Annotated in this window: 22 protein-coding genes, 2 tRNA genes and 2 pseudogenes; 4 read left to right on the top strand and 22 right to left on the bottom strand. The window is 38.1% G+C overall.

Annotation, left to right across the window (positions count from 1 at the left end):
* Positions 1-46: 46 nt before the first annotated feature.
* The 16 genes from ACFIM8_RS04945 to ACFIM8_RS04870 all read right to left on the bottom strand — a co-directional run bounded on the left by ACFIM8_RS04945 (position 47) and on the right by ACFIM8_RS04870 (position 15890).
* Positions 47-853: a biotin--[acetyl-CoA-carboxylase] ligase gene (locus tag ACFIM8_RS04945; protein WP_375614585.1), complete on the bottom strand. Its 807-nt coding sequence runs from the start codon at positions 851-853 to the stop codon at positions 47-49.
* Positions 854-858: 5 nt separating this feature from the next.
* The gene (nuoN, locus tag ACFIM8_RS04940) at positions 859-2313 is read right to left on the bottom strand and encodes an NADH-quinone oxidoreductase subunit NuoN (RefSeq protein WP_375609391.1); all 1455 of its coding nucleotides are present in this window, start codon (positions 2311-2313) and stop codon (positions 859-861) included.
* A gap of 17 nt (positions 2314-2330) precedes the next feature.
* The gene (locus ACFIM8_RS04935; protein ID WP_375606838.1) at positions 2331-3800 is read right to left on the bottom strand and encodes an NADH-quinone oxidoreductase subunit M; all 1470 of its coding nucleotides are present in this window, start codon (positions 3798-3800) and stop codon (positions 2331-2333) included.
* A complete protein-coding gene (gene nuoL / locus ACFIM8_RS04930; RefSeq protein WP_375608333.1) occupies positions 3800-5764 on the bottom strand; it encodes an NADH-quinone oxidoreductase subunit L in 1965 nt (654 codons plus the stop codon). Before nuoL ends, ACFIM8_RS04935 begins: the two co-directional genes overlap by 1 nt.
* Before the next feature lie 6 nt (positions 5765-5770).
* Positions 5771-6079, bottom strand: coding sequence for an NADH-quinone oxidoreductase subunit NuoK (nuoK, locus tag ACFIM8_RS04925; protein WP_015856359.1), 309 nt, complete (start codon positions 6077-6079; stop codon positions 5771-5773).
* Positions 6080-6093: 14 nt separating this feature from the next.
* On the bottom strand, positions 6094-6714 hold the full coding sequence (locus tag ACFIM8_RS04920) for an NADH-quinone oxidoreductase subunit J (RefSeq protein WP_375608285.1): 621 nt from the start codon (positions 6712-6714) through the stop codon (positions 6094-6096).
* Between the two features lie 94 nt (positions 6715-6808).
* The gene (gene nuoI / locus ACFIM8_RS04915; protein WP_375606836.1) at positions 6809-7300 is read right to left on the bottom strand and encodes an NADH-quinone oxidoreductase subunit NuoI; all 492 of its coding nucleotides are present in this window, start codon (positions 7298-7300) and stop codon (positions 6809-6811) included.
* Positions 7301-7314: 14 nt separating this feature from the next.
* Entirely contained in the window at positions 7315-8361 is a 1047-nt protein-coding gene (gene nuoH / locus ACFIM8_RS04910) for an NADH-quinone oxidoreductase subunit NuoH (RefSeq protein ID WP_375606922.1), read from the bottom strand.
* 22 nt (positions 8362-8383) lie between these two features.
* Positions 8384-10453: an NADH-quinone oxidoreductase subunit NuoG gene (gene nuoG, locus ACFIM8_RS04905; RefSeq protein ID WP_375606835.1), complete on the bottom strand. Its 2070-nt coding sequence runs from the start codon at positions 10451-10453 to the stop codon at positions 8384-8386.
* Positions 10454-10516: 63 nt separating this feature from the next.
* Positions 10517-11824 carry an NADH-quinone oxidoreductase subunit NuoF gene (gene nuoF / locus ACFIM8_RS04900; RefSeq protein ID WP_375606834.1) on the bottom strand — a complete coding sequence of 436 codons (1308 nt, stop codon included), beginning with the start codon at positions 11822-11824 and terminating at the stop codon, positions 10517-10519.
* 143 nt (positions 11825-11967) lie between these two features.
* On the bottom strand, positions 11968-12639 hold the full coding sequence (gene nuoE / locus ACFIM8_RS04895; RefSeq protein ID WP_375606833.1) for an NADH-quinone oxidoreductase subunit NuoE: 672 nt from the start codon (positions 12637-12639) through the stop codon (positions 11968-11970).
* Positions 12639-13829: an NADH-quinone oxidoreductase subunit D gene (locus ACFIM8_RS04890; RefSeq protein WP_375614584.1), complete on the bottom strand. Its 1191-nt coding sequence runs from the start codon at positions 13827-13829 to the stop codon at positions 12639-12641. The genes nuoE and ACFIM8_RS04890 overlap by 1 nt, the downstream gene beginning before the upstream one ends.
* Before the next feature lie 120 nt (positions 13830-13949).
* Positions 13950-14558, bottom strand: coding sequence for an NADH-quinone oxidoreductase subunit C (locus ACFIM8_RS04885; RefSeq protein WP_375614600.1), 609 nt, complete (start codon positions 14556-14558; stop codon positions 13950-13952).
* Between the two features lie 17 nt (positions 14559-14575).
* Entirely contained in the window at positions 14576-15157 is a 582-nt protein-coding gene (locus tag ACFIM8_RS04880; protein WP_375606831.1) for a NuoB/complex I 20 kDa subunit family protein, read from the bottom strand.
* Positions 15148-15513 (bottom strand): NADH-quinone oxidoreductase subunit A, encoded by a 366-nt coding sequence (locus ACFIM8_RS04875; protein WP_375606830.1) that lies wholly within the window; start codon positions 15511-15513, stop codon positions 15148-15150. Before ACFIM8_RS04875 ends, ACFIM8_RS04880 begins: the two co-directional genes overlap by 10 nt.
* A gap of 300 nt (positions 15514-15813) precedes the next feature.
* Positions 15814-15890, bottom strand: a tRNA-Asp gene (locus tag ACFIM8_RS04870).
* A 174-nt stretch (positions 15891-16064) separates the two neighbouring features.
* Here ACFIM8_RS04870 and ACFIM8_RS04865 point away from each other — a divergent pair.
* Positions 16065-16140 (top strand) — tRNA-Val (locus ACFIM8_RS04865).
* Positions 16141-16242: 102 nt separating this feature from the next.
* On the opposite strand, the pseudogene ACFIM8_RS04860 reads toward ACFIM8_RS04865, so the two are convergent.
* Positions 16243-16644: pseudogene (locus ACFIM8_RS04860) on the bottom strand (XRE family transcriptional regulator).
* A 267-nt stretch (positions 16645-16911) separates the two neighbouring features.
* Here ACFIM8_RS04860 and ACFIM8_RS04855 point away from each other — a divergent pair.
* Positions 16912-17319 carry an ATP-binding protein gene (locus ACFIM8_RS04855; RefSeq protein ID WP_375606920.1) on the top strand — a complete coding sequence of 136 codons (408 nt, stop codon included), beginning with the start codon at positions 16912-16914 and terminating at the stop codon, positions 17317-17319.
* Between the two features lie 1295 nt (positions 17320-18614).
* On the opposite strand, the gene ACFIM8_RS04850 is transcribed toward ACFIM8_RS04855, so the two are convergent.
* The 3 genes from ACFIM8_RS04850 to ACFIM8_RS04840 all read right to left on the bottom strand — a co-directional run bounded on the left by ACFIM8_RS04850 (position 18615) and on the right by ACFIM8_RS04840 (position 20509).
* Positions 18615-18827: a hypothetical protein gene (locus ACFIM8_RS04850; protein ID WP_375606919.1), complete on the bottom strand. Its 213-nt coding sequence runs from the start codon at positions 18825-18827 to the stop codon at positions 18615-18617.
* A 225-nt stretch (positions 18828-19052) separates the two neighbouring features.
* Positions 19053-19871, bottom strand: coding sequence for an alanine-zipper protein (locus ACFIM8_RS04845; RefSeq protein WP_375614583.1), 819 nt, complete (start codon positions 19869-19871; stop codon positions 19053-19055).
* Positions 19868-20509 carry a hypothetical protein gene (locus ACFIM8_RS04840; RefSeq protein ID WP_375606828.1) on the bottom strand — a complete coding sequence of 214 codons (642 nt, stop codon included), beginning with the start codon at positions 20507-20509 and terminating at the stop codon, positions 19868-19870. The genes ACFIM8_RS04845 and ACFIM8_RS04840 overlap by 4 nt, the downstream gene beginning before the upstream one ends.
* A gap of 172 nt (positions 20510-20681) precedes the next feature.
* On the opposite strand from ACFIM8_RS04840, the gene ACFIM8_RS04835 reads away from it, so the two are divergent.
* Both ACFIM8_RS04835 and ACFIM8_RS04830 read left to right on the top strand, forming a co-directional pair.
* Positions 20682-21848 (top strand): tyrosine-type recombinase/integrase, encoded by a 1167-nt coding sequence (locus ACFIM8_RS04835; RefSeq protein ID WP_375606827.1) that lies wholly within the window; start codon positions 20682-20684, stop codon positions 21846-21848.
* 206 nt (positions 21849-22054) lie between these two features.
* Entirely contained in the window at positions 22055-22255 is a 201-nt protein-coding gene (locus tag ACFIM8_RS04830; protein WP_375606826.1) for a helix-turn-helix transcriptional regulator, read from the top strand.
* Positions 22256-22357: 102 nt separating this feature from the next.
* Here the strand turns inward: ACFIM8_RS04830 and ACFIM8_RS04825 are convergent, their stop codons facing one another.
* Complete coding sequence (locus ACFIM8_RS04825; protein WP_375607604.1) at positions 22358-22759, bottom strand: hypothetical protein; 402 nt, start codon at positions 22757-22759, stop codon at positions 22358-22360.
* Positions 22756-23623, bottom strand: a pseudogene (locus tag ACFIM8_RS04820) (filamentous hemagglutinin); the annotation flags it as partial. The pseudogene ACFIM8_RS04820 and the gene ACFIM8_RS04825, both read right to left, overlap by 4 nt.

The following is a 23623-nucleotide window of genomic DNA, read 5'->3' as shown; positions in this document are numbered from 1 at the left end:
CATCTCCTAAATCATTAAGATAATCTGATGATGAAATAAAACTTTATCAATTAATACGATTTGCATGAGCAGAAGCAGCTGAACCAAAATGAACATCCCCAGCTGTTATAATGGCTGTTTGACCATTATTTTGTTTTATGATGCAGTTAAAATCACTATCAAGACCATCAAAAATACCCTCGATGACTTTTTCATCATTGATTATTTTGACATGTTGCCCAAGATGAGCAGAGTATAAAAGCCACTTTTCGCGAATTATATTGCGTCCTCCTGATTGTTTCCAAAGGAGATAGTTTTTAGAAAAAAACTCCGTCAGAACCGTAAATAACTGTTCTGCTTCAATATGCAAACCAATATTCTTTAAACTTGAAGTGGGATAGAGTGCGTTTTCATAATTATATTTCACATTTATTCCAATACCAATAACCAATGCATATTGTTGTGATGGCAATTTTAAAATCTCGAGCAAAATTCCAGAGCTTTTCACACCTCTGAGCAAAATATCGTTTGGCCATTTTAAGCTCACAATATTGTTTGTTTGCTTTTCATCTTTTATAAATTGTTTTATTGCCTCTGCTACACTTACTCCAGCAACAAAACCAAGTTGAGCAGCAGTTTGATGCACAATATCCTCAATTAACAAAAGACTAGAATAAAGGTTCCCTTTAGGACTAGACCAAGTTCTCCCTCTTCTCGCTCTTCCCTGTAATTGTTCTTGTGCAACAATCCAAAGATTACCTTGATGACCACTTTGCGCTTTTCGTTGCGCAATGAGATTTGTTGAATCAACACTATCGTACGCTTCAACAGTGTATCCCTGTTTTTGTGCAAAATCTGATAAAGTATAAACCATATTCGTTAAAACAATGCTGTTGCTGCTTTTTCTGCTAGCTCAGCGAACCAAACTCCAAAAAGCGCGTAAAATAAAATAAAGAATACAGAAAGACCAAGACAAAATTGAAGCTCTTTCGATAAAGCAACAAAATGCGCTTTTGCATCATCAAACCACATAATTTTAATGACTCGCAAATAGTAAAAAGCCCCAACTACAGACGCTATCATCCCAACGACAGCAAGTGGCGTAAGTCCAGCGTGGACAGCAGCAGAAAATGTATACCACTTTCCAAAAAAACCAGCCATAGGAGGTATGCTTGCTAAAGAAAAAAGCTGTATTGTCATCACAACAGCCATAAACGGATTCGTCTTTGCTAACCCTGAAAGATCATAAATATTTTCAACATTTCCATTCTGAGAGCGCATTCCAAGAATAAAGGCAAATGAACCAAGCGTCATTCCAAGATAAATAGTCATATAAAGGATAACGCTTTTTATCCCAAGCATATCTCCAGCAGATAAACCAACAAGTGCATAACCCATATGACTGATCGACGAATAAGCCATTAAGCGCTTAATATTATTCTGACCGATTGCAGCAAAAGCACCCAGTATCATTGATGCAATTGCCATGAACACCAAAATTTGTTGCCATGCAGGCATCACGTTATCAACACGTCCTAGGGGAATAAAGGTCACCACAATAATACGGATGATTAAAGCCATTGCAGCGACTTTAGGGGCACCAGCAAAAAATGCTGTAATCGGTGTGGGCGCTCCTTCATAAACATCAGGTGTCCACATATGAAACGGAACAGCAGAAATTTTGAAAGCCAAACCAGCTAAAATAAAGACAATTCCAAAAATAACCCCTAATTGTACATTCTTGCCTTTTAAAGCAAGAGCAATTTCGTGAAAACCAATTTGACCGGTAAAACCATAAAGCAAAGAAATACCATAAAGAAGCAACCCTGAAGATAATGCTCCTAAAACAAAGTATTTTATACCGGCTTCAGAAGATTTCACATTATTACGATTAATCGCTGCTAAAACATATAGAGCTAAAGATTGCAATTCTAACCCCATATAAAGCGACAGCATATTACCCGCTGAAATCATAAACATCATTCCAAGGGTTGCTAAAAGAACAAGCACTGGAAACTCAAATATATTAAACTTTTGTGCATTGGCAAAACCAACAGACATGATAAGAGAAAAGAGCGCACCAATAAGCATTAAAATTTTCATATAACGACTAAAGGAATCGATAACGAGCGCATTGGTTTGAAATGAGCCATTTTTCGGAAAAACTATAAGAATAACAATGGTTGCCACAAGAAGTGCTATGGCTAAACCTGTCACTGTTAAAGAAGCACGTGTATTGGAATAAACACCAATCATAAGCAGCACGACAGCTCCTAATGCAATTAAAAGCTCTGGAAGAATTAAGACTAATTGCGCTATTATTTCAGTTTGCATGTGCATTCTTCCCTTATCTAGTGCAGTTTATTGATGAGGGTTTCTACGGAAAACGCCGTTGCCTTAAGAATAGGCGTTGGATAGATACCAAAGAATATTGTAAGAATAACCATTGGATAAAGGAGGAATTTTTCTCTTAAAGAAAGATCTATTAATACTTTTAAATTCTCTTTATCCAAGGAACCAAAAATCACACGCCGATAAAGATAAAGAGCATAGGCTGCCGATAAGATAACACCTGTTGTTGCTAAAACAACAACCAATTTATTTACTTGAAAAACACCTATTAAGGTTAAAAATTCACCCAAAAACCCTGAGCTTCCAGGCAAACCAACATTTGCCATGGTGAAAATTAAGAAAACAACAGCATATTTAGGCATATTATTCACTAAACCACCAAACGCTGAAATTTCACGTGTATGCAAGCGATCATAGATAACACCAACACAAAGAAACAATGCTGCTGAAACAATTCCATGGGATAGCATCTGATAAATAGCCCCTTGTATCCCCTGTTCATTCGCAGCAAAAATACCCATCGTTACATATCCCATATGCGCTATTGAGGAATATGCAATAAGTTTTTTGATGTCACTTTGAACAAGTGCAACCAGTGATGTATAAATAATAGCGATAAGCGATAATGTGAAAACAAAAGGCGCAAAATCTGCTGAAGCGATAGGAAACATTGGTAAAGAAAAACGAAGAAAACCATACCCACCTAATTTAAGTAAGACACCAGCTAAAATAACAGAACCCGCCGTCGGTGCTTCTACGTGAGCATCAGGGAGCCATGTATGAACTGGCCACATTGGCATTTTAACTGCGAAAGAAGCAAAAAATGCAAGCCACAACCATATTTGCATATGAACAGGAAACTGATAATTGAGTAAAGTTGGTATATCAAGTGTCCCAGCCTCCCAATACATAACCATAAGAGCAACCAGCATAAGCACTGAACCAAGTAAAGTATATAAGAAAAACTTTATACTTGCATAAACACGACGTGCTCCTCCCCATACACCTATAATGATAAACATTGGAATGAGGCTGCCTTCAAAAAAAACATAGAATAGCATTGCATCAAGAGCACAAAAAACACCAATAATCGCAACTTCTAGAAGAAGAAACGCAATCATATAGGCTTTTAATCTCTCTTTAACATTCTCCCAACTTGCTAAAATACAGAAAGGCAAAAGAAAAGCCGAGAGAACAACAAAAAGAATAGAAATACCATCGACCCCCATATGATAGCTAATACCCCCCCCTAACCAACTGGATTTTTCAACCATTTGAAAATTTTGGTTGCTAGAATCAAATCCTATCCAAATAATTAAAGAAATAATAAAAACAAATAGAGTCGTAAAAAATGCAACATTACGTATATTATGGCGTGCTACTTCACTATCATCTTTGATAAACAAAATCAGAAGAACACCAACAAGCGGCAAAAATGTAACCGTAGAAAGAATAGGCCAATCGGTCATTAGTTTACGCCCCCGATCATCATCCATGTAATGAGCAATGCAACGCCGATAAGCATTGCAAATGCATAGTGGTAAAGATAGCCTGTTTGCATTCGAACAACTCTATTTGTAATATCAACAACACGCGCTGCAATACCATTGGGACCTAGACCATCAATAATCTTACCGTCTCCCACTTTCCAAAGAAAAGAACCAATTCTAAAGGTAGGACGAACAAATAAAAAGTTATATAATTGATCGAAATACCACTTTTGGTAAAGAAAGTGATACACTCCTGGCATAATACGCGCCATTTTCTTGGGAAGAGAGGGAGCCGCAATATAAAATAAATAAGCCAACATAAACCCAAGAATCATTGCTATAAAAGGCGACCATTTTACCCAATTAAAAACATGGTGGGCATCATGAAGGATATGATTGTGGCTGCTTGTAAACAATGCTCCCTTCCAAAAAGTATCGTATAAATCACCAAAAAAATAAGGTTGGAAAATAACACCAGCAAATATTGCTCCAATAGATAAAATAAAGAGAGGGATCAACATCACTGGGGGCGATTCATGTACATGATGCATAACATCAACAGTTGCTCGTGGTTTTCCATGGAACGTCATAAAGATAAGCCGCCATGAATAAAAGCTTGTTAATAAGGCTGCAAAAACAAGAAGATAAAAAGCATACCCTGAAGCAATATTATGGGATGCAAAAGCAGACTCTATAATCGCATCTTTTGAGAAAAAACCCGCAGTCCCGAAAAGTGTTCCAGGAACGCCAACACCGGTCAATGCAATGGTCCCGACCATCATCATCCAATAGGTGACCTTTATATGTTTGCGTAACCCGCCCATTTTTCGCATATCTTGTTCATCAGATACAGCATGAATGACAGAGCCCGCCCCAAGAAACAATAAGGCTTTAAAAAAAGCATGCGTAAAAAGATGAAAGACAGCAGCTCCATAAGCTCCAACACCTAATGCAACAAACATATAACCAAGTTGAGAACATGTAGAATAAGCAATAACACGCTTAATATCATTCTGCACTAACCCCACAGTTGCTGCAAAAAATGCCGTTGTTGCTCCAACAATAATAATCACTGTCAAAGCAGTTGAAGAAAGTTCAAAAATTGGCGACATACGCGCAACCATAAAAACACCAGCCGTTACCATTGTCGCTGCATGAATAAGTGCTGATACAGGGGTTGGCCCTTCCATTGCATCAGGAAGCCAAGTATGTAAAAGAAATTGTGCGGATTTTCCCATCGCACCAATAAATAATAAAAGACATGTAATGGTAATTGCCATCTGTCCATCAAACTGCCAACCTAAAAATGTCATATTTTGTATAAAGCTATTGTTTGCAGCTTTTGCAAAAATAGAGCTAAAATCAACCGATTGAAATAAAACAAAAATACTAAATATTCCTAAAAGAAAACCAAAGTCTCCAACACGATTGACGACAAAAGCTTTCATTGCAGCCTTATTAGCAGAATCGCGTTGAAACCAAAAACCAATTAACAGATAAGAAGCAAGTCCTACACCTTCCCATCCAAAAAACATTTGGATCAAATTATTGGAGGTCACTAACATAAGCATCATAAATGTAAACAAAGAAAGATAAGAAAAAAAACGTGACCTTGAGGGGTCATGATGCATATAACCAATTGAATAAATATGCACTAATGCCGAAACACTGTTTACAACAATAAGCATGACTGCTGTTAATGTATCAATATGTAAAGCCCAGTTAAAGCTTAAGTCACCAACAGTCATCCAATGTAGTACCAATACATCAATCACTGGAGTATGACCAAGTGCAATACTAAAAAAAGCCACCCACGACAATATGGCAACAATCACCATAAAGCTACATGTTATTAATTCACTCGCACGATCTCCTATCGTTTTCCCACCTAGTGCAGCAATGAGAAAACCCAAAAGCGGAAGAAAGACAATCGTATAATACATCACTGGTTAGCCTTTCATTACATTAACATCTTCAACCGCAATGGAACCACGATTACGGAAAAAAACGACAAGAATTGCTAAACCAATGGCAGCTTCAGCAGCTGCTACGGTTAAGACAAATAGAGCAAATATCTGCCCAACGAGATCATGAAGAAACGCTGAAAATGCAACAAAATTAAGATTAACTGAGAGTAATATAAGCTCAATAGACATCAAGATAATAATCACATTTTTTCTGTTGAGAAAAATTCCAGCAATACCAATTGTAAACATCAAAGCAGAAACTGTGAGATAATGCGTAATATCAATATACATCTATATAGCCCCCCTTAAATACCTTTTCCTGATTCAACTTGCTTGATTTCAATGGCACTTTCTACCGTTCTAGAAACTTGCTCTGCAATAGATTGCCTCTTTACTCCTAGTTTATGACGAAGTGTTAAAACAATAGCACCAATCATTGCAACCAATAAAATTATTCCAGCAATTTGAAAATAGAAAACATAATCCGTATAGAGAATATCTCCTAATGCCTGTGTATTTGTTCGCTGCGCTAAATCAGGCATTGGTTGCGTAACATGCGCTCTCAAGACTGGAGAAAAATAGCTACTTACAAAAACAACAATCAATTCTACAGCGATAATAACGCCAATAAGAGCTCCAATAGGAGCATACCGAAGAGTTCCACTCTTTAACTCAGCAAAATCGACATCAAGCATCATAACGACAAATAAAAATAAAACAGCGACAGCTCCAACATAAACAACAAGCAGAATAAGTCCTAAAAACTCTGCTCCTGCAAGTAAAAATAAAGCCGCAGCATTAAAAAATGCGAGGATTAAAAACAAAACAGAATGCACTGGATTGCGTGCTGTAATAACAATAACTGCACTTGTTAGCATAATAAAAGCAAACAAATAGAAAAATGCCGCCGCTAGATCTGTTAGCATAGGCTTCTCCTTAATTATTCAAACAATTGGTATAAACTTCATACCAGATTACAATTTATCGGAAAACTATCCGACACCTCATTTAATGATACACTTAACGATAAGGTGCATCCATCAATATATTTCGAGCAATTTCTCGCTCCCAACGATCTCCATTCATTAAAAGTTTTTCTTTATCATAATAGAGTTCTTCACGTGTTTCTGTTGCAAATTCAAAATTTGGTCCCTCAACAATAGCTTCTACCGGACACGCTTCTTGACAAAAACCGCAGTAGATACACTTAACCATATCGATATCATAACGGACAGTTCTCCGTGTACCATCATTACGTCGCGGACCTGCCTCAATTGTAATCGCTTGTGCAGGGCAAATTGCTTCACATAATTTACAAGCAATACACCGTTCTTCACCATTTGGATAGCGACGCAATGCATGCTCACCACGGAAACGGCCAGATACAAAACCTTTTTCATAAGGATAATTAATTGTGGGCTTTGGTGAAAAAAATTGACGCATAGCTAAGAAAAAAGCACTCACGAATTCCAATAGAAGAAGTGACTTTGCCGCCTGAATGAAACCTGACATCGTAAAATCTCCTCTTAAACGAAATCCGTAAATTTTAAAAAAGAAGCAGTTATCACAACCATTGCTAGTGAGAGAGGAAGAAAAACCTTCCAACCAAGCCGCATGAGCTGATCATAGCGATAACGTGGAACAAAAGCTTTAACCATAGCAAACCAAAAAAATACAAAACAGACTTTTAAAACAAACCAAATGATACCAGGAACCCAATTAAGCCACCAAACATCTAAAGGAGGCAGCCAACCGCCCAGAAATAGAATGGTTGTTAATGCGCACATTAAAACAATCGCAACATATTCACCTAGAAAGAAGAGCATGTAAGGCGTTGAAGAATATTCAACCATATGACCAGCAACAAGTTCAGATTCTGCTTCCACCAAATCGAACGGAGGACGGTTTGTCTCTGCAAGCGCAGAAATAAAAAATATAATAAACATTGGAAAAAGGACCAACCAATTCCAATCGAGAAAACTGTTAAAAGGAAGACCAAGAGTTGTACCAAGCCCGTGCGTTTGTTTAAAAACAATTGTTGTGAGATCTAACGAACCACTTATTAAAATGACACTCACAAGCACAAAACCAATGGAAACTTCATAAGAAACCATTTGTGCCGCCGAACGAAGAGCTCCTAAGAAAGGATATTTTGAATTTGATGCCCATCCCCCCATAATAACACCATAAACTTCAAGAGATGAAATGGCTAAAATATAAAGCAAGCCAACATTAATCTTTGCAACCTCCCAGCCCTCATTGACAGGAATAACAGCCCAAGTTGATAAAGCAAGTGTCGCTGAAACAAAAGGAGCTAAAAGAAAAACACCCTTATTTGCACCTGCAGGGATAATAGGCTCCTTAACAACAAATTTAATTAAATCTGCAAAAGACTGTAACAAACCCCATGGGCCAACAACGTTTGGTCCACGACGCAATTGTACCGCTGCCCAAATTTTTCTATCTGCGTAAAGAAGATAAGCAACTAAGATCAAAAGAACGACTAAAAGAAGCAGTGTTTTTCCAACGATAATAAGTAATGGCAACAGCCAAGTCATAAAGAAATCATACATCATTATTCCTTTTCCTTTGCCTTTACTCTACAGTTTGCGTAACACGGTTTTTTGCAAGAGATGAACATTCAGCCATAACGGCAGAAGCACGTGCTATCGGATTTGTCAAATAAAAGTCTTTAATCATAGAAGTAAATGTTTGACTCTCTAGAGAAACCATTTTTGAACCAAGCACCTTAAGATTACTTATATCAGAAGGCACTATATCATCAACGGCACAAAGATGTGGATAATCATTAAACAAACATTGTCTTAATTGAGAAAGAGAATCAAAAGGAAGCCTTTGTCCTAAAACATCCGATAAAGCACGTAAAATAGCCCAATCTTCTTTTGCTTCACCTGGAGCAAAACCAGCCCTATTTGTCATTTGAACACGCCCTTCTGTATTTACATAAAGCCCTGATTTTTCAGTATAAGCAGATGCAGGCAAAATAACATCAGCAGCATGCGCACCATTGTCACCATGGCTACCAATATAAACTATAAAAGCTTTTGTATCAGCTAATTCTACTTCATCAGCACCAAGTAGAAATAAAATTTCACAGGTTTTTAGAATATTGGCAACCCCAAGCTTAGAAGTAAAGCCTATATCCAACCCTCCAACAGTTGATGCTGCATTATGAAGAACTCCAAATCCATTCCATGTCTCACTAAGAGCACCTATATCATCCGCTAATTTAGCAAGATTTTTTAAAACAGGTAAACCTTCATTTCCTGAAATTGCTCCCTCTCCAATAAGAATAAGGGGCCTCTTTGCTTCTCTTAAGACATTTAAAAAAGCATCCTCTCCCCGAATAAGTGTCGTTAATGTATCACTTCCAGATCCAAGGTAAGAATAAGGATAACGTAAATCAACTTTCTCTCCAATTAATGCAATAGGAAAATTTCCTATTCGTTGGCGCTTTAAAATGCGTGCATTTAAAACAGCCGCTTCATGACGTGGATTAGATCCCACAATAAGCAGAGCATCAGCCTGTTCAATACCTGCAATTGTAGGATTAAAAATATAACTCGAACGCCCAAACTCAGGCGATAAAGCAACTCCTCTTTGGCGACAATCAAAGAGCGTTGAGCCCAACGAACTCAATAATGCCTTAAGGGCATACATTTCTTCAACAGAAGCAAGATCTCCAGCAATGGCTCCAATTTTTTCTGGAAAGATTTTAGAGATCACCATTTTAATTTTTGCAAAAGCTTCTGTCCAACTGACAGGTTGAAGCTTTCCATCTTTGCGTACATATGGCCTATCAAGCCGCTGAGTCCGTAATCCATCCCAAATAAAACGCGTTTTATCAGAGATCCATTCCTCATTTACATCTTCATTCGTGCGCGGCATAATCCGCATAACTTCACGACCGCGGCTATCAATACGGATAGCACTACCAAGCGCATCCATCACATCAATCGATTCCGTTTTGACCAATTCCCACGGACGGGCATGAAATGCATAAGGTTTTGAGGTTAAAGCCCCTACAGGACAAAGATCAATAACATTTCCCTGTAATTCAGATGTCATAGCTTTTTCAAGATACGTCGTAATTTCAGCATCTTCACCACGACCGATCAAACCAAGCTCAGAAATACCTGCTACTTCCGTTGTAAAACGAACACACCGTGTACAATGAATACACCGTGTCATAACAGTTTTGACAAGAGGCCCAATATATTTATCTTCTACAGCACGTTTATTTTCTGTATAACGAGAACAATCTCGCCCATAAAGCATTGCTTGATCTTGAAGATCACATTCTCCCCCTTGATCACATACTGGACAATCCAAAGGATGATTAATGAGAAGAAATTCCATAACACCTTCACGTGCTTTTTTTACCATCTCCGTATTGGTAAAAATCTCAGGCGCTTCACCGTTAGGTCCTAACCGTAAATCACGAACCCCCATAGCACAAGAAGCCTGAGGTTTTGGAGGACCACCCTTAACCTCAACCAAACACATGCGACAATTTCCAGCAATTGACAAAGATTCATGAAAACAAAAACGTGGTATTTCTGCCCCAGCTGCCTCGGCAGCCTGAAGCAGCGTGTAGTAATCAGGAACTTCAATCTCTTTGCCATCAACTTTGATATTTATCATCACCCATCCAACCTGCGGATAATCCACTTAAAATTTGCATTCGGTTGCTCTTTAAAAAATTTTCTATCCCACGACTTCCAAAGCAATATTTTTTCTTTGGACGACATTTCGCGTATATTCATCAATTCTACGTTCAATTTCTGGACGGAAATTACGAATCAGCCCTTGTACAGGCCACGCTGCAGCATCGCCAAGAGCACAGATAGTATGCCCTTCAACTTGTTGAGAAACCTCAAATAAAAGATCAATCTCGCGTTTTTGCGCTCTTCCCTCAACCATACGTCCTAAAAGACGCATCATCCAACCCGTCCCCTCACGACACGGTGTACACTGACCACAACTCTCGTGCTTAAAAAAAACAGCTATACGCCAAATTGCTTTGATAATATCGGTTGATTTATCCATAACAATCATTCCCCCTGTGCCAAAAGAAGACCCGACATCTCGCATCCCATCAAAATCCATAATCGCATCGATCATATCCTCACCACGGACGACTGGACAAGAAGCCCCCCCTGGAATAACTGCTAAAAGATTATTCCATCCACCACGAATACCACCCGTATGTTTTTCAATTAATTCACGGAATGAAACACCAAGAGCGTCTTCAAATGTACAAGGGGCGTTAACATGCCCTGAAACCATAAATAATTTTGTGCCAACATTATTCGCCCGCCCAATTGATGAAAACCACGAAGCTCCTCGCCGCAAAATTGTTGGAACAACGGCAATGGACTCTACATTGTTGACTGTTGTTGGACAGCCATAAATCCCCATATTAGCAGGAAATGGTGGTTTAAGCCGAGGTTGTCCCTTTTTTCCCTCAAGACTTTCAAGAAGGGCCGTTTCTTCACCACAAATATAAGCACCGGCTCCATGATGAATGATAATATCGCAAGCATGCCCATATTTTGTTTTTTTGCCAAGCAAACCTGCATCATAACATTCATCAACGGCAGCCTGTAGCGCTTCACGCTCACGAATATATTCACCACGAATATAAATAAAAGCAACATTGGCTCCCATAGCAAAAGTAGCGATTGCACATCCTTCAATCAAAGTATGGGGATCATGCCGTAAAATATCACGGTCTTTACATGTCCCAGGCTCTGATTCATCAGCATTGACAACCAAATAATGAGGACGCCCATCACTCTGCTTTGGCATAAAAGACCATTTCATTCCGGTAGGAAAACCAGCACCACCACGACCGCGTAAACCCGACGCCTTCACCTCATCAATAATCCAGTCACGACCTTTGTCAATAATCCCTTTCAGACCATTCCAATGTCCACGCGACATCGCAGCCTTTAATGATTTGTCTTTTAAACCATAAATATTGGTGAAGATACGATCTTTATCAGCTAGCATACCCCACCTTTTTTTCTATTGCCCGTAGCATTTTTAGCTTTTCCTCAAATGCAATTTAAAAAAAATCTTGAAACTTTCTACTTTTAATCAAATGTTGTTATAAATGAGTGACATAATGGAATATCTTTTCAAAAAAATTTTTACTAAGATTCCATTCCCTTATTATCCTTTTTCTTTGATCCCTTGAGAGATTTACTTTTTTCTTCATCATCAAGAAGAGATGTTAAACCACTAATTGGCTCCGATGATTTACGACTATTTTGCGGACCAACAGCTATCTCAGGACCCTTTCCCGCCTCAAATGCATCGATAATCTCTTCAAGGCGTTCCGCTGTAAGATCTTCGTAAGTATCTTTAAAAATCATAACCATGGGAGCATTAACACAAGCACCAAGACACTCCACCTCTTCCCATGACAATGTTCCATCCTGATTGGTTGTAAAAGGCTCATGATGAATTTTTTTCTGACAAACTTTAATCAATTCATCAGAACCACGTAACATACAAGGCGTTGTCCCACAAACTTGAATATGCGCTTTTGTTCCAACAGGCTTAAGCTGAAACTGAGTATAAAAAGTAGCAACTTCTAAGACACGGATATATGCCATAGAAAGAATTTGAGCGATATGTTCAATTGCAGCACGTGTCACCCAACCATCTTGCTCTTGTGCACGCATTAATAATGGAATGACAGCTGATTGCTCACGCCCGACAGGATACTTTTCTATAGTATTTTTTACCCATATTTGATTTTCTTTTGTAAAAGAAAACTCTGCGGGCTGATAGATATCATCTGCAAGACGGCGTACGGACATTAGCGATCAACCTCCCCAAAAACAATATCAATCGAACCCAGAATAGCTGTAGCATCCGCCAACATATGGCCTCGAGTTAAAAAATCCATAGCTTGGAGATGAGCAAATCCAGGAGCACGCAACTTGACACGATAAGGCTTATTGGTTCCATCAGAAACAAGATAAACACCAAACTCACCCTTTGGAGCCTCTACAGCAACATACACTTCTCCAGGGGGCGTGTGAAACCCTTCCGTATAGAGTTTAAAGTGATGAATCAGTGCCTCCATTGAGCTTTTCATTTCGCTCCGCTTTGGTGGTACAATTTTGCGATCCAAACTCGAAACTGGTCCATTCTTTTCAGTCCCCAGTAACCGTTCTACGCATTGACGCATAATTTTAGCTGATTGACGCATTTCTTCCATACGAATAAGATAGCGATCATAACAATCACTATTTTTACCTATAGGAATATCGAATTCCATTTCATCGTAACATTCATAAGGCTGACTTTTACGCAAATCCCATGGAACACCAGCTCCACGAATCATAACCCCAGAAAAACCGCGTGCCCAAGCTTCATCAATACTTACAACGCCAATATCCACATTACGCTGCTTAAAAATTCGATTTGGGGTCACAAGCGCATCAAGTTTTCCGAGAGAAACAAGAAATGGATCAATAAAATCACCAATATCCTCAACTAAAGATTCTGGTAAATCTTGATGCACGCCACCGGGGCGAAAATAATTTGCATGAAGACGAGCACCACAGGCACGCTCATAAAAAATCATCAATCTTTCACGTTGCTCAAATCCCCAAAGCGGTGGTGTTAAAGCACCAACATCCATTGCCTGTGTCGTTACATTAAGCAAATGATTAAGAATACGCCCAATTTCAGAAAACAAAACACGTATTAATTGCCCTCTTTTAGGAACTTTTATATCTAATAACTTTTCAATAGCAAGAACAAAAGCATGTTCCTGATTCATAGGAGCAACATAATCCAAACGATCTAGATAAGGACCCGCTTGGAGATAAGTCTTTGTTTCCATTAATTTTTCAGTACCGCGATGCAACAACCCAATATGTGGATCTACACGCTCAACAACTTCACCGTCCAGCTCCAGAACCATGCGCAAAACCCCATGCGCGGCAGGATGCTGCGGACCAAAATTGATATTAAAGTTTCGAACATTGACCTCAGCCACAATCAACCCCTTGCTTTTTTTAAAAACTTCATATCAAATATTAAAAAAATCTATCATATTAAAAACATTAATTATTTTAAAAATATGCTATTCTAATAGAACGCCTTATCAAAACCAATATCATTTTTTACCGTCTGCTTTTTCATCACATGGTAAAATATATTGTCCTCCTTCCCAAGGAGAAAGAAAATCAAAATTACGCATCTCTTGGCGCAAAACAACAGGCTCATAAATCACCCTCTTTGCTTCATTATCATAACGGCATTCAACAAATCCTGTCACAGGAAAGTCTTTACGTAAAGGATATCCTTCAAAACCATAATCTGTTAAAATCCGTCTTAAATCCGGATGTCCTGAAAATAAAATCCCATACATATCATACGTTTCACGTTCATACCACTCTGCACCAGGATAAACCGTACAAGCTGAAGCAACGGGAGTATTTTCATCCGTACGAACTTTTACACGTAAGCGTAAATTCTCACGAGGGGATAATAATTGGTAAGAAACATCAAAGCGCTTATCGCGGGAAGGATAATCCACACCACTAATGTCTGTGAGATTAATAAATTGACAGCGAGAATCATCACGAACAAACATTAAGACATCGATAATTGCATCAAGACGTGCCACAATAGTCAATTCACCAAAAGCAAGAACAGTCTCTTCAAGCTTATTTCCTAACTTATTTTCCAAATAAGCCGCAAGTTCAACCAATGATTCATTCATCATGACAAGAAAACTCTCTATCGCTCTATGGATCCGGTACGACGGATTTTTTTCTGTAACAATAATATGCCGTATAATAATGCCTCTGCTGTCGGTGGACACCCTGGAACATAAATATCGACAGGCACAATACGATCACAGCCACGCACCACTGAATAGGAATAATGATAATATCCCCCACCATTTGCACATGATCCCATAGAAATCACATAACGCGGCTCTGGCATCTGATCATACACTTTTCTTAAAGCAGGAGCCATCTTATTTGTTAGAGTACCTGCCACCACCATCACATCTGACTGGCGGGGTGAAGCTCGTGGTGCATATCCAAAACGCTCATTATCATAATGAGGCATTGAGCATTGCATCATTTCGATAGCACAACAAGCCAAACCAAAACTCATCCACATTAAAGAACCGGTACGTGCCCAAGTAATCAAAGCATCTGCCGAGGTAACTAAAAACCCCTTATCTGATAATTCAGCATTGATATCACGAAAAAACTTATCGTCAGATCCTATTAGCCCACCAGTATTTGGATCAATGATTCCTTTTGGTTTTGGAGCCTCAATCGTTGAATTATTAGATCTTAATTCCATTCAAGGGCTCCTTTTTTCCATTCATATATAAATCCAATAGTCAAAATCGCTAAAAACACAATCATCGACCAAAAGCCAAACATACCTATTGATTCGAATGAAACAGCCCAAGGAAAAAGAAAAGCAACTTCAAGATCAAAAATAATAAATAAAATTGATACCAAATAGAAACGAATATCAAACTTCATGCGAGCATCACTAAATGAATTAAACCCACATTCATAAGCCGATAACTTTTCAGGATCGGGGGAACGATATGCTACAATGTAAGGCATAATCAATAGAGCTCCAGCAATAACTGCCGAAACAATAATAAAGATCAAGACCGGTAAATAAGAGCTCAATAAATAAGCCATAACCCTCTTCCATCATAACGAAATGCCTGAGTTTAACACAATGATTCAATATTGCGAGACCAAACAGACAAATTTAACAATCGCTCTATTAACTCTATTCATACTGCTTCAAAGGCATACAGAGCGATACTTTTCTTATCGGCATAGGTAACGCAGAGCAAAGAAAGACGCAAGCCCTATATCTTATAAACCATATAAAAAGAAAGAAAAAATATATTTATTCCCCAATCAAATACTCCACCACATTACTCATAGCATATGGATGTTTTAATAAAGGAAACTTCATAAGGAATCATGAAATGGCGCGAGTGACGGGGCTCGAACCCGCGACCTCCGGCGTGACAGGCCAGCACTCTAACCAACTGAGCTACACCCGCGCATTTTTTTCGAACCAATGTTAATTTGGTACAAGCGGTCGTGTAAGGGGTTCATGCGTTTATGTCAAGAAGGATTATGCATTTTTAAAAAAAATTATCAAATCTCATCTTTATTCTTGCGTTTAGAAAAATTCTTCCTTAAATAGTCTCCATTCAATTGCTGATCATTGCATTGGGCGATTAGCTCAGCTGGTAGAGCGCCTCGTTTACACCGAGGATGTCGGGAGTTCGAGTCTCTCATCGCCCACCATTCTGTTTTATATTCCTATTAAATTTTTGATTCTTCATATATTTTTTTAAAGATAAGGGATGCCTAAATAAAGTTAGGGGAATAGGATTTTTCAACCTATCTCTATAGAACGCCTCTTTTTTTGCAAACTTTCTCAAGAACATCTTTTAATTCTGCTAAGTTTTGTTGTGAAAAATTCTCTAAATTTCTAACAAACTCACCAACAGCTTCACGCCTCAACGGATCAGAAGTCTTGATTGTAAAACTTTTGCGTCAAACATAAGCTTCTTTTCTTAAGAGTAAAGCCTTCTCTTAATCTAAAGCATAGAGTTCAATTATCTTTTCTTCCAGTCCTACAGGAACAGATTTTTTGCCAATTTCTACAGAAGATAAAAATGATACAGATATATCTAATTTCTTAGCCATATCTAAGAGGGGTTCTGAGTGATCAATACGAAGTTTGCATAAAGTTTTACCAAAGGGGGTAACATTTAAAAAATCCTTTAGAAAGAATAAGTATTTTATTCTGATTCTAATAAAGTTTTTCAAATTTTGGTTAGTCTTTATTTTTAGTGTGTGGAGATCTTATCCAATATCTCTATACAAAAACCGTTATCAAGCATATACAATATCTCTTATGGTGAAAAATTATTAACTTTTCATCAGGAATAGTGTGTTTAATATCATTATAAAATTTAAATATTACAACGAGATATATAAATAAAATATATTGGTGTACTTATGCTTGTCAATCTTAATGCTATAATCCGCGATCTTTCTTCATAAACGAATATCGTTACAGTTCTTAAGGAATCTATCGTTAACTCTATACAAGCTCATGCAACAAAAATTGATATTTTATTCCAACTTTATGGCAATGCAGATTTGTGGGAGAATCAACCAATTTTTTCTATAAGTGTTTTTGATAATGGAGATGGATTTACAAAAGAGAATATCAAATCTTTCTCTACTTATAAAAGTGATTATAAAATTCAAGAAGGATGTAAAGGGGTTAGACGTATTACTTACTTGAAAATATTCGAAGAAGTTAAAATCATTATTTTTAGCAAAGATGAACATCATGCTCAAATTTCACTCAACAGTTTACACAAGATTCTTTTAAAAAAGAAAATGGCGAAAAAGATAAATGGTGGAATACACATTTATCTTTTGAAGGATCTTATAAACAAAATGTGTTAGATATAAACCTAGTTCATAATGAAATTTACTATCATCTTCTTCCTTTACTTTTTTAAAAGAAAGATGAAAATATCCAAATTAACTTTTATGTACATAATGTAGAAAGCTTAGAGAAAAGAACAATCAATACGCAAGATTTACCTTACTTAGAAAATAAAACTCTCAAAATCGGTCTTTCAAATATTCCCTTCAGCCTTTCTTATTATTTTGAAGAGAACACAAATTCTAAAACTAAAGTAGAGGCTTACTATTGTGCTAATAATCGTACTGTTATGCCTTTTTCAAAGTTTATAAATATCAATCCAATAAACAATGTGATGATGATATTTTTATTAGAATCGCCTATTTTGGATAAGTATGTTAACGACGAAAGGAATGAGTTTGAAATTAATAAAATAGATCCTGACTTAGAAACCCAACTAACTTGGGATAATATTAATCAAACGTTAAAAACACTTTAAATAAAATATTAACAGCCAATTTCCGGAAATTAAAGAAAAAAAAGAGCACTCTTCTCAAAAAAATTGCTGAAGAATATCCTTATTTAGTAGACTTCCTAGATACAAAAGATGTAATTGGGGGCGTCTTCAAAGAAAATTCATTTATTGAAAACGCGGAAAAAAATATTCAAAAAGCACAAAAAATTGCTAGTTTAGAATTAACACAATACATTCAGTTCCGAGATGATATTTTGAATCAATTCTCTAAATTATTAACACCAAAAACTTTAGAAAAAGACATTCATAATTTATTTATTCACCAAGGAAAAACAGCTGATAAATTTATGAGTTATAACCATTTACAAAGTGAGAAAACAATACAAGAACTTCTTTCAAATGTTGATTCGTTATCTATTAATTCTGAAAGAAAAAAACAGAATTATGTAGCCGATCTGATATAGCTATCTATTTCGACTCTGAAGAAAAAAACGTGTTGTCTTAATAGAATTAAAAAAGCCCACGGCAGATTACAAAAATTCAGGCGTTGCAGAATTAAGTAATTATGCCAGATTCCTTAAAGCATATGGTGTTAATGAGATATATTTATATTTAATAGCTGAAATAGATGATGATTTTGCATATACATTGCTTGATACAAATCATTTCATAGAAGTTTTTTCTCAAGAAGGAAAATGTTATTAGGAAAGTCTTTCTAGGGGTAATGCATTTGTACAAGTTATATCTCCAAGTGCTGTTATTGGGAATATAAAAGCAAGAAATAGAACTTTTATGGATATTATTAAAAAAGATTTGTTACATCATCGATCAAAGCAAGACAGTCAAGTATTCTGTTCTTCAATTCTTTGAAAAACACTGTTTTAAATGTGAGAAGATATTATCTAGCGCATCTATAAGGCGTGCAATATCGAGAATAAACACAAATATAATCAGTAATAACCACTTCATGATGCGTGACATCATCTTTAAGCCTTGATAGGTCTCTATCATCTCGTGAAGGATAAGATCTTTATCTTTGCTGCTTCGTTTCTTGACCATCTTTCCAACCACATAAATGTGCCTCTGCTTGTTATGCTTCAAAATATCTCTTGCAAGGTTGGAACTGATGACCTCAACATCCTTATTATCCAAATAAATGGGCAACCAGCCACCACAACAAATAGATCTATTTGTTGCGCACCCAACGAGAAAGTTCAGAGCGCACACCAACATCACTTTTTCGATTAACTTCATTTTCTACCTCAAAACGGGTTGTTGCTGTCTTTAAAGCATGCTCTATTTGCTTTTGCCGTTCGCTTTGCTTGCCAAGGTTATACGCGTTCCTTTCTTCAATGTGAGTTGTTTTTTCCCTGTCGCTACAAGAAACGGTGTGGAAATTGAAAAAACCGTTAAATTGGACTGTTTCAGTAAATTGTTTACCTCTTCCGCTAGCGCTTTTGCCTGTGAAGCTACTGTATGGGCTGTTGTTGCCGTTGCTAGGGAACTCTTGATACCTCCAAGCTCTTGTTTCGTCGTATCGGCTGTTTTTTTGGCTTCTTCTGCTGTCCTTTTCGCTCTATCGGCTACTTCTTTGGCTTTTTCGGCTTCGCTCTTGGCTTGATAGGCTTGTGAATCTGCCGACTCGGCTTTTTTCTTGGCTTTTTCTACTTCATTCTTGGCTTCATACGCTCGGTCATCGGCTTTCTCCGCTATTTTCTTTGCTTCTTCGCCTGCCATTTCTGCTAATCTTGCTATAGTCTTAGCGTTATTGGCTGTTTCATTCGCGTCATAAGCTTTACTCCACGCTTCATTCGCTGTTTTTCCTGCCTTTTCTGCCTGACTACGGGCTTGCTCCGCATCATGTTTGGCATAACCTGCTGTCTGTTTGGCTTCTTTAGCTATTTTTTCGGCTTCATCCGCTACTGTCTCTACCTGTACTGCCTTCTTCTGGGCGCTTTCAGAAACCTTTTTTGCCTCTTCTGCTGTCGACTTCGCACGACCAGCTACTTGCTTTACATCATCCAAAGCATCTTTAGATTCTTGTGCAATTCTTTCTGCTTCTTCCGCTTTACGCTTCGCCTCTTGTGCTATGCCCTTCACCGCTTCCCCACTCACCTGCCCTGCCGTCTCTCCTGAACGCGCGCCGCAGACTCTGCTACCACTTTCGCTTCAGAAGCTAATTTTGTAGCCTCCTCTGCATCCTGTTGAGCTTGATGAGCCGTCGCTGTTGCTCTATCCGCTACACTCTTGGCTTCTTCTGCTGTGGTTTTCGCTGCATTAGCAACTGTCTCTACACTTTCGGCTTTCGCTTTTGCATCAGCGGCTGTCTGCTGTGAACTTACTGCTGTGCTATGAGCTGTTTCTGCTAAACTCTTAGATTCACTCGACTTCGTTAACGCTTCTAAAGCTTTTTGCCCGATCTCATCACCTGTCTGTTTAGCTGTGGTAGCGGTCGATAATGCCGTTTCTGCAATACCTTTCACTTCTTCTGAAATATTCTTGACATCATTGACTGAGGTAAGCGCATTAGTGGAAGTGTCTTTAGCTTCTGTTGCAAGTTGCTTGGCTTCTCCACAGACTCCCTTACTTGTCTGTGCAACTCTCTCGGCTTCCTCTGATTTCTTCTGAACCGCTTCTGCAACTATCTTAACAGAGGAAACGGATGCTTTAACTTCATCACACGCATCCTTTGTCTGTTCTGAAAGAGCCTTTGCCTCTTCTGACGTGCTTACCGCTGTCTCTGATTGTAACAACGCATTTAATTATAATGATAATTCACTGTTTTGTATGTTGAATGAGAGTCTCGAATAACGCAAGATTCTCTCATTTTAAGTCTGCTTATCTTGAATCAATCAAAACCACACCTTTGCACGTCACAAGCGGGATGAGTGTGTGGATCAAATTTGTATAAGAAAGGATTTTAAAATGGCTCTTATGAACCGTCTTAATGCAAGATCTGTCGCAACATTGGGGGCTGGCAAATATAATGATGGCGCCGGCCTGCTTCTTCACAAGCGTAAAGATGGTGGTGCTCAATGGCTTTATCGTTATACCATTCATGGTCGGCGCCGCGAAATGGGCTTGGGTGACTTGCGAGATGTTTCTTTAAAACAAGCCCGTGAATTGGCAACTAGGTGGCGGGCTGTTTTACGTGAGGGGCCTGACCCTATTAAAGAACGCAACAAACAAAAGCGTGAGGCAATGCGCAATCTCCATTATTTAAAAGATATTGCTCTAGATGCTTTTGAAAGCCGTAAAGCTGAATTAAAAAATGATGGTGAGGCTTGTAATTGGTTTTTACATCTACGCCTCCATATTCTCCCTAAATTAGGCTGTCTCCCCGTTTCAGAGATTACACAAACAGAGATACGTGATACCCTTGCCCCTATTTGGCATACAAAAGCTGGAACTGCTCGAACAGCACTGATGCGTCTTAATCTTTGTCTCAAACATGCGGCTGCATTAGGGTCAGATGTTGATTTACAAGTAGTAGAAAAAGCACGTGCTCTCTTAGGCAAACAACGTCATAAAAAACAAAGCTTACCAGCCATGGATTGGAGAGATGTGCCAGCTTTTTACCAATTTCTCTGCAAAACAACAACTATAAAACATTTAGCTTTGCGTCTACTTATCCTTACAGGGGTTCGTAGCAATCCTTTGCGTCATATTCGTGAAGATCAGATTGAAGATGATATCTGGACAATCCCTGCTGAGAATATGAAAGGCAAGCGTGATGCCACAACAGAGTTTCGCGTGCCCCTATCATCTGAAGCAATAAAAGTAATTGAACAAGCCCGCTGTATCTCTAAAAGTGATTTCATCTTTTCACTTACCGGTCGTGGTCCTCTTTCACATACGATGATGGCGGCGTATATGAGAAAAAATAAAATTGAAGCTTGCCCGCATGGTTTTCGCTCTAGTTTACGCGATTGGCTAGCAGAAACAACCGATGCCCCTTATGAGGTCGCTGAAACCATTCTCAGTCATACGGCCGGAGGGCAAGTAGAGCGCTCCTATCGTCGTACTGACTATCTAGAACAGCGCCGTGTCTATATGAATAAATGGGCAGCTTATGTCACTGGTCAATCCTAAGATATGGGGTGCATAACCCCATATCTGTGGATAACTTTCTCTCTCTTTTCTCTCATGCTTTCTCAATAAGATTCATCACGTATCACATCAGAAATTATATGATAAAATATTGTTTTATATAAATAAAATACCTTCAAAAATAAACAAAAATGTGCTTAATAAATACTTATGATTTGTTACCATTTTTATCGTGAAAGGATTTTAAAATGACAAAAAATGATATTCTTTTAACAGACCGTGAAAGTGCAAAATTGCTTCATATGAGTGTCTCAACTTTCCGCCGTCATGTAACCAATGGCTCTTTACCAAAACCTTTAAAATTTGGTTTTTTATCGCGTTGGTTACAATCAGATCTTTTGAATGTCATCGAGCAAGCAAAACAGCAACGTTATAACGACGCGGCATAAAAAGAAAACCTTGTCACGTAAGAACGGACAAGGCTTTCTCAAGCTCATCAACCTGGAGCTTTATTTGGTGTAAATTCAAAGCTTTCTCTGCTGAAGCAAGACCTAAGGTTTGCATTCAAGTTGTTCTGAATGCTTTTTACAATAAGGGCTATTTAAGCGTCTCTCAACACTTCGTTGAGGCGTGATAGAACCACTAAGAGGATACACCGGAATCCTATCATCTTGACAATTTTCACACCACTTTCCATTTTCACTTCTATAGTGGAAGCCAGATTGAAGCATACAAGTATGAATTATTGCCCATTCACCGAAACCTAATCCACTATTTTCTGTATCGGCATTATAAGGAGTTGGCTTACCACACTCTAACAATGCTTTTGCTACTTCAGTAGAATCTGCATCTGGCTTTTGCCATATAACAAAGTATCTTGAAGGAGGCTTTGAGTCACATCCAGCGATACTTAACAGAATAAGCCCGCTGAATAATTTAAACCGTGTATTCATTTTTTTCTCCATAAATTACCTAAACCTAAATTATCTAAAATTGCATGAGGTGCATAAACTGCTATTGTATGATATGTTCCATAGCGCCCACTACACTCTTTACTTGCATCACCATAACAATTATGGGTACTAGGGTTATGGCCAATGAGAGCACCCCCTTGCTCTCTCATTGGAATTGCTGATGGAAATAATACATAAGAGAACTTCAAGGGTACCTTATAAGCAGTAGGTGGATTATGACCAATTCCTATACCAATGGGATCAAATACATGGTTTTGTAAATAAACATGATCTTTTTTACCATCACTCACATAATAGAATGCATTCGCTATCGATAGAGAGTTATCAGCTGGTCCAAAAAGATAGATATCTGTTTTTTCTCCTATACCATGGATGCCACGATTTTTAAGGTCACGCAATCCATTGCCCCCTGTAAAGCTACCTCGGCTATGCATGCTAATAATCGCTTTGTCATTGCCATAACGAGTGATAAAGTCTTGGAATTTCTTCGTCGAATTACTCAAACCCCAAGTGCTCCCTTCAAAAAACTTCTGATAAAACGCTATCCCTAACTCTACTAGCGCATCGTCAGCTTGGGGGAAGTATGTAAAATAAAGGGGGCCTTTTTTATTAACAGCCAATTGGACAGCATTACCCGCAACATCATCTGGTGAATTAAAAATGCCATTGTAGAACATATAAACAGCACCATTAGGGCCTTTTTGTAAATGCTTTTCTTCCTCTGGCTTTAAAAAGTGATACAGAGTAATATATTTTCCATCATTGCCTTTTATAGGTTCTCCATTTTCATCGGTTAAATAGAGGACATTGCCATTTTCATCATGCGCAACCTCACCTACTGGG

Source organism: Bartonella sp. AC535YNZD (genome assembly GCF_042196625.1).
Classification (GTDB): domain Bacteria; phylum Pseudomonadota; class Alphaproteobacteria; order Rhizobiales; family Rhizobiaceae; genus Bartonella.
The sequence above is the reverse complement of the archived record's forward strand: the minus strand, read 5'-3'. Positions and strand labels throughout refer to the sequence as shown.

What these genes read in the sequence shown, in the direction of transcription:
- ACFIM8_RS04945 (WP_375614585.1), bottom strand. Translation starts at nt 853, where the DNA reads ATGGTTTATACTTTATCAGATTTTGCACAAAAACAGGGATACACTGTT.
- nuoN (WP_375609391.1), bottom strand. Translation starts at nt 2,313, where the DNA reads ATGCAAACTGAAATAATAGCGCAATTAGTCTTAATTCTTCCAGAGCTT.
- ACFIM8_RS04935 (WP_375606838.1), bottom strand. Translation starts at nt 3,800, where the DNA reads ATGACCGATTGGCCTATTCTTTCTACGGTTACATTTTTGCCGCTTGTT.
- nuoL (WP_375608333.1), bottom strand. Translation starts at nt 5,764, where the DNA reads ATGTATTATACGATTGTCTTTCTTCCGCTTTTGGGTTTTCTCATTGCT.
- nuoK (WP_015856359.1), bottom strand. Translation starts at nt 6,079, where the DNA reads ATGTATATTGATATTACGCATTATCTCACAGTTTCTGCTTTGATGTTT.
- ACFIM8_RS04920 (WP_375608285.1), bottom strand. Translation starts at nt 6,714, where the DNA reads ATGCTAACAGATCTAGCGGCGGCATTTTTCTATTTGTTTGCTTTTATT.
- nuoI (WP_375606836.1), bottom strand. Translation starts at nt 7,300, where the DNA reads ATGTCAGGTTTCATTCAGGCGGCAAAGTCACTTCTTCTATTGGAATTC.
- nuoH (WP_375606922.1), bottom strand. Translation starts at nt 8,361, where the DNA reads ATGTATGATTTCTTTATGACTTGGCTGTTGCCATTACTTATTATCGTT.
- nuoG (WP_375606835.1), bottom strand. Translation starts at nt 10,453, where the DNA reads ATGATAAATATCAAAGTTGATGGCAAAGAGATTGAAGTTCCTGATTAC.
- nuoF (WP_375606834.1), bottom strand. Translation starts at nt 11,824, where the DNA reads ATGCTAGCTGATAAAGATCGTATCTTCACCAATATTTATGGTTTAAAA.
- nuoE (WP_375606833.1), bottom strand. Translation starts at nt 12,639, where the DNA reads ATGTCCGTACGCCGTCTTGCAGATGATATCTATCAGCCCGCAGAGTTT.
- ACFIM8_RS04885 (WP_375614600.1), bottom strand. Translation starts at nt 14,558, where the DNA reads ATGAATGAATCATTGGTTGAACTTGCGGCTTATTTGGAAAATAAGTTA.
- ACFIM8_RS04880 (WP_375606831.1), bottom strand. Translation starts at nt 15,157, where the DNA reads ATGGAATTAAGATCTAATAATTCAACGATTGAGGCTCCAAAACCAAAA.
- ACFIM8_RS04875 (WP_375606830.1), bottom strand. Translation starts at nt 15,513, where the DNA reads ATGGCTTATTTATTGAGCTCTTATTTACCGGTCTTGATCTTTATTATT.
- ACFIM8_RS04835 (WP_375606827.1), top strand. Translation starts at nt 20,682, where the DNA reads ATGGCTCTTATGAACCGTCTTAATGCAAGATCTGTCGCAACATTGGGG.
- ACFIM8_RS04830 (WP_375606826.1), top strand. Translation starts at nt 22,055, where the DNA reads ATGACAAAAAATGATATTCTTTTAACAGACCGTGAAAGTGCAAAATTG.
- ACFIM8_RS04825 (WP_375607604.1), bottom strand. Translation starts at nt 22,759, where the DNA reads ATGAATACACGGTTTAAATTATTCAGCGGGCTTATTCTGTTAAGTATC.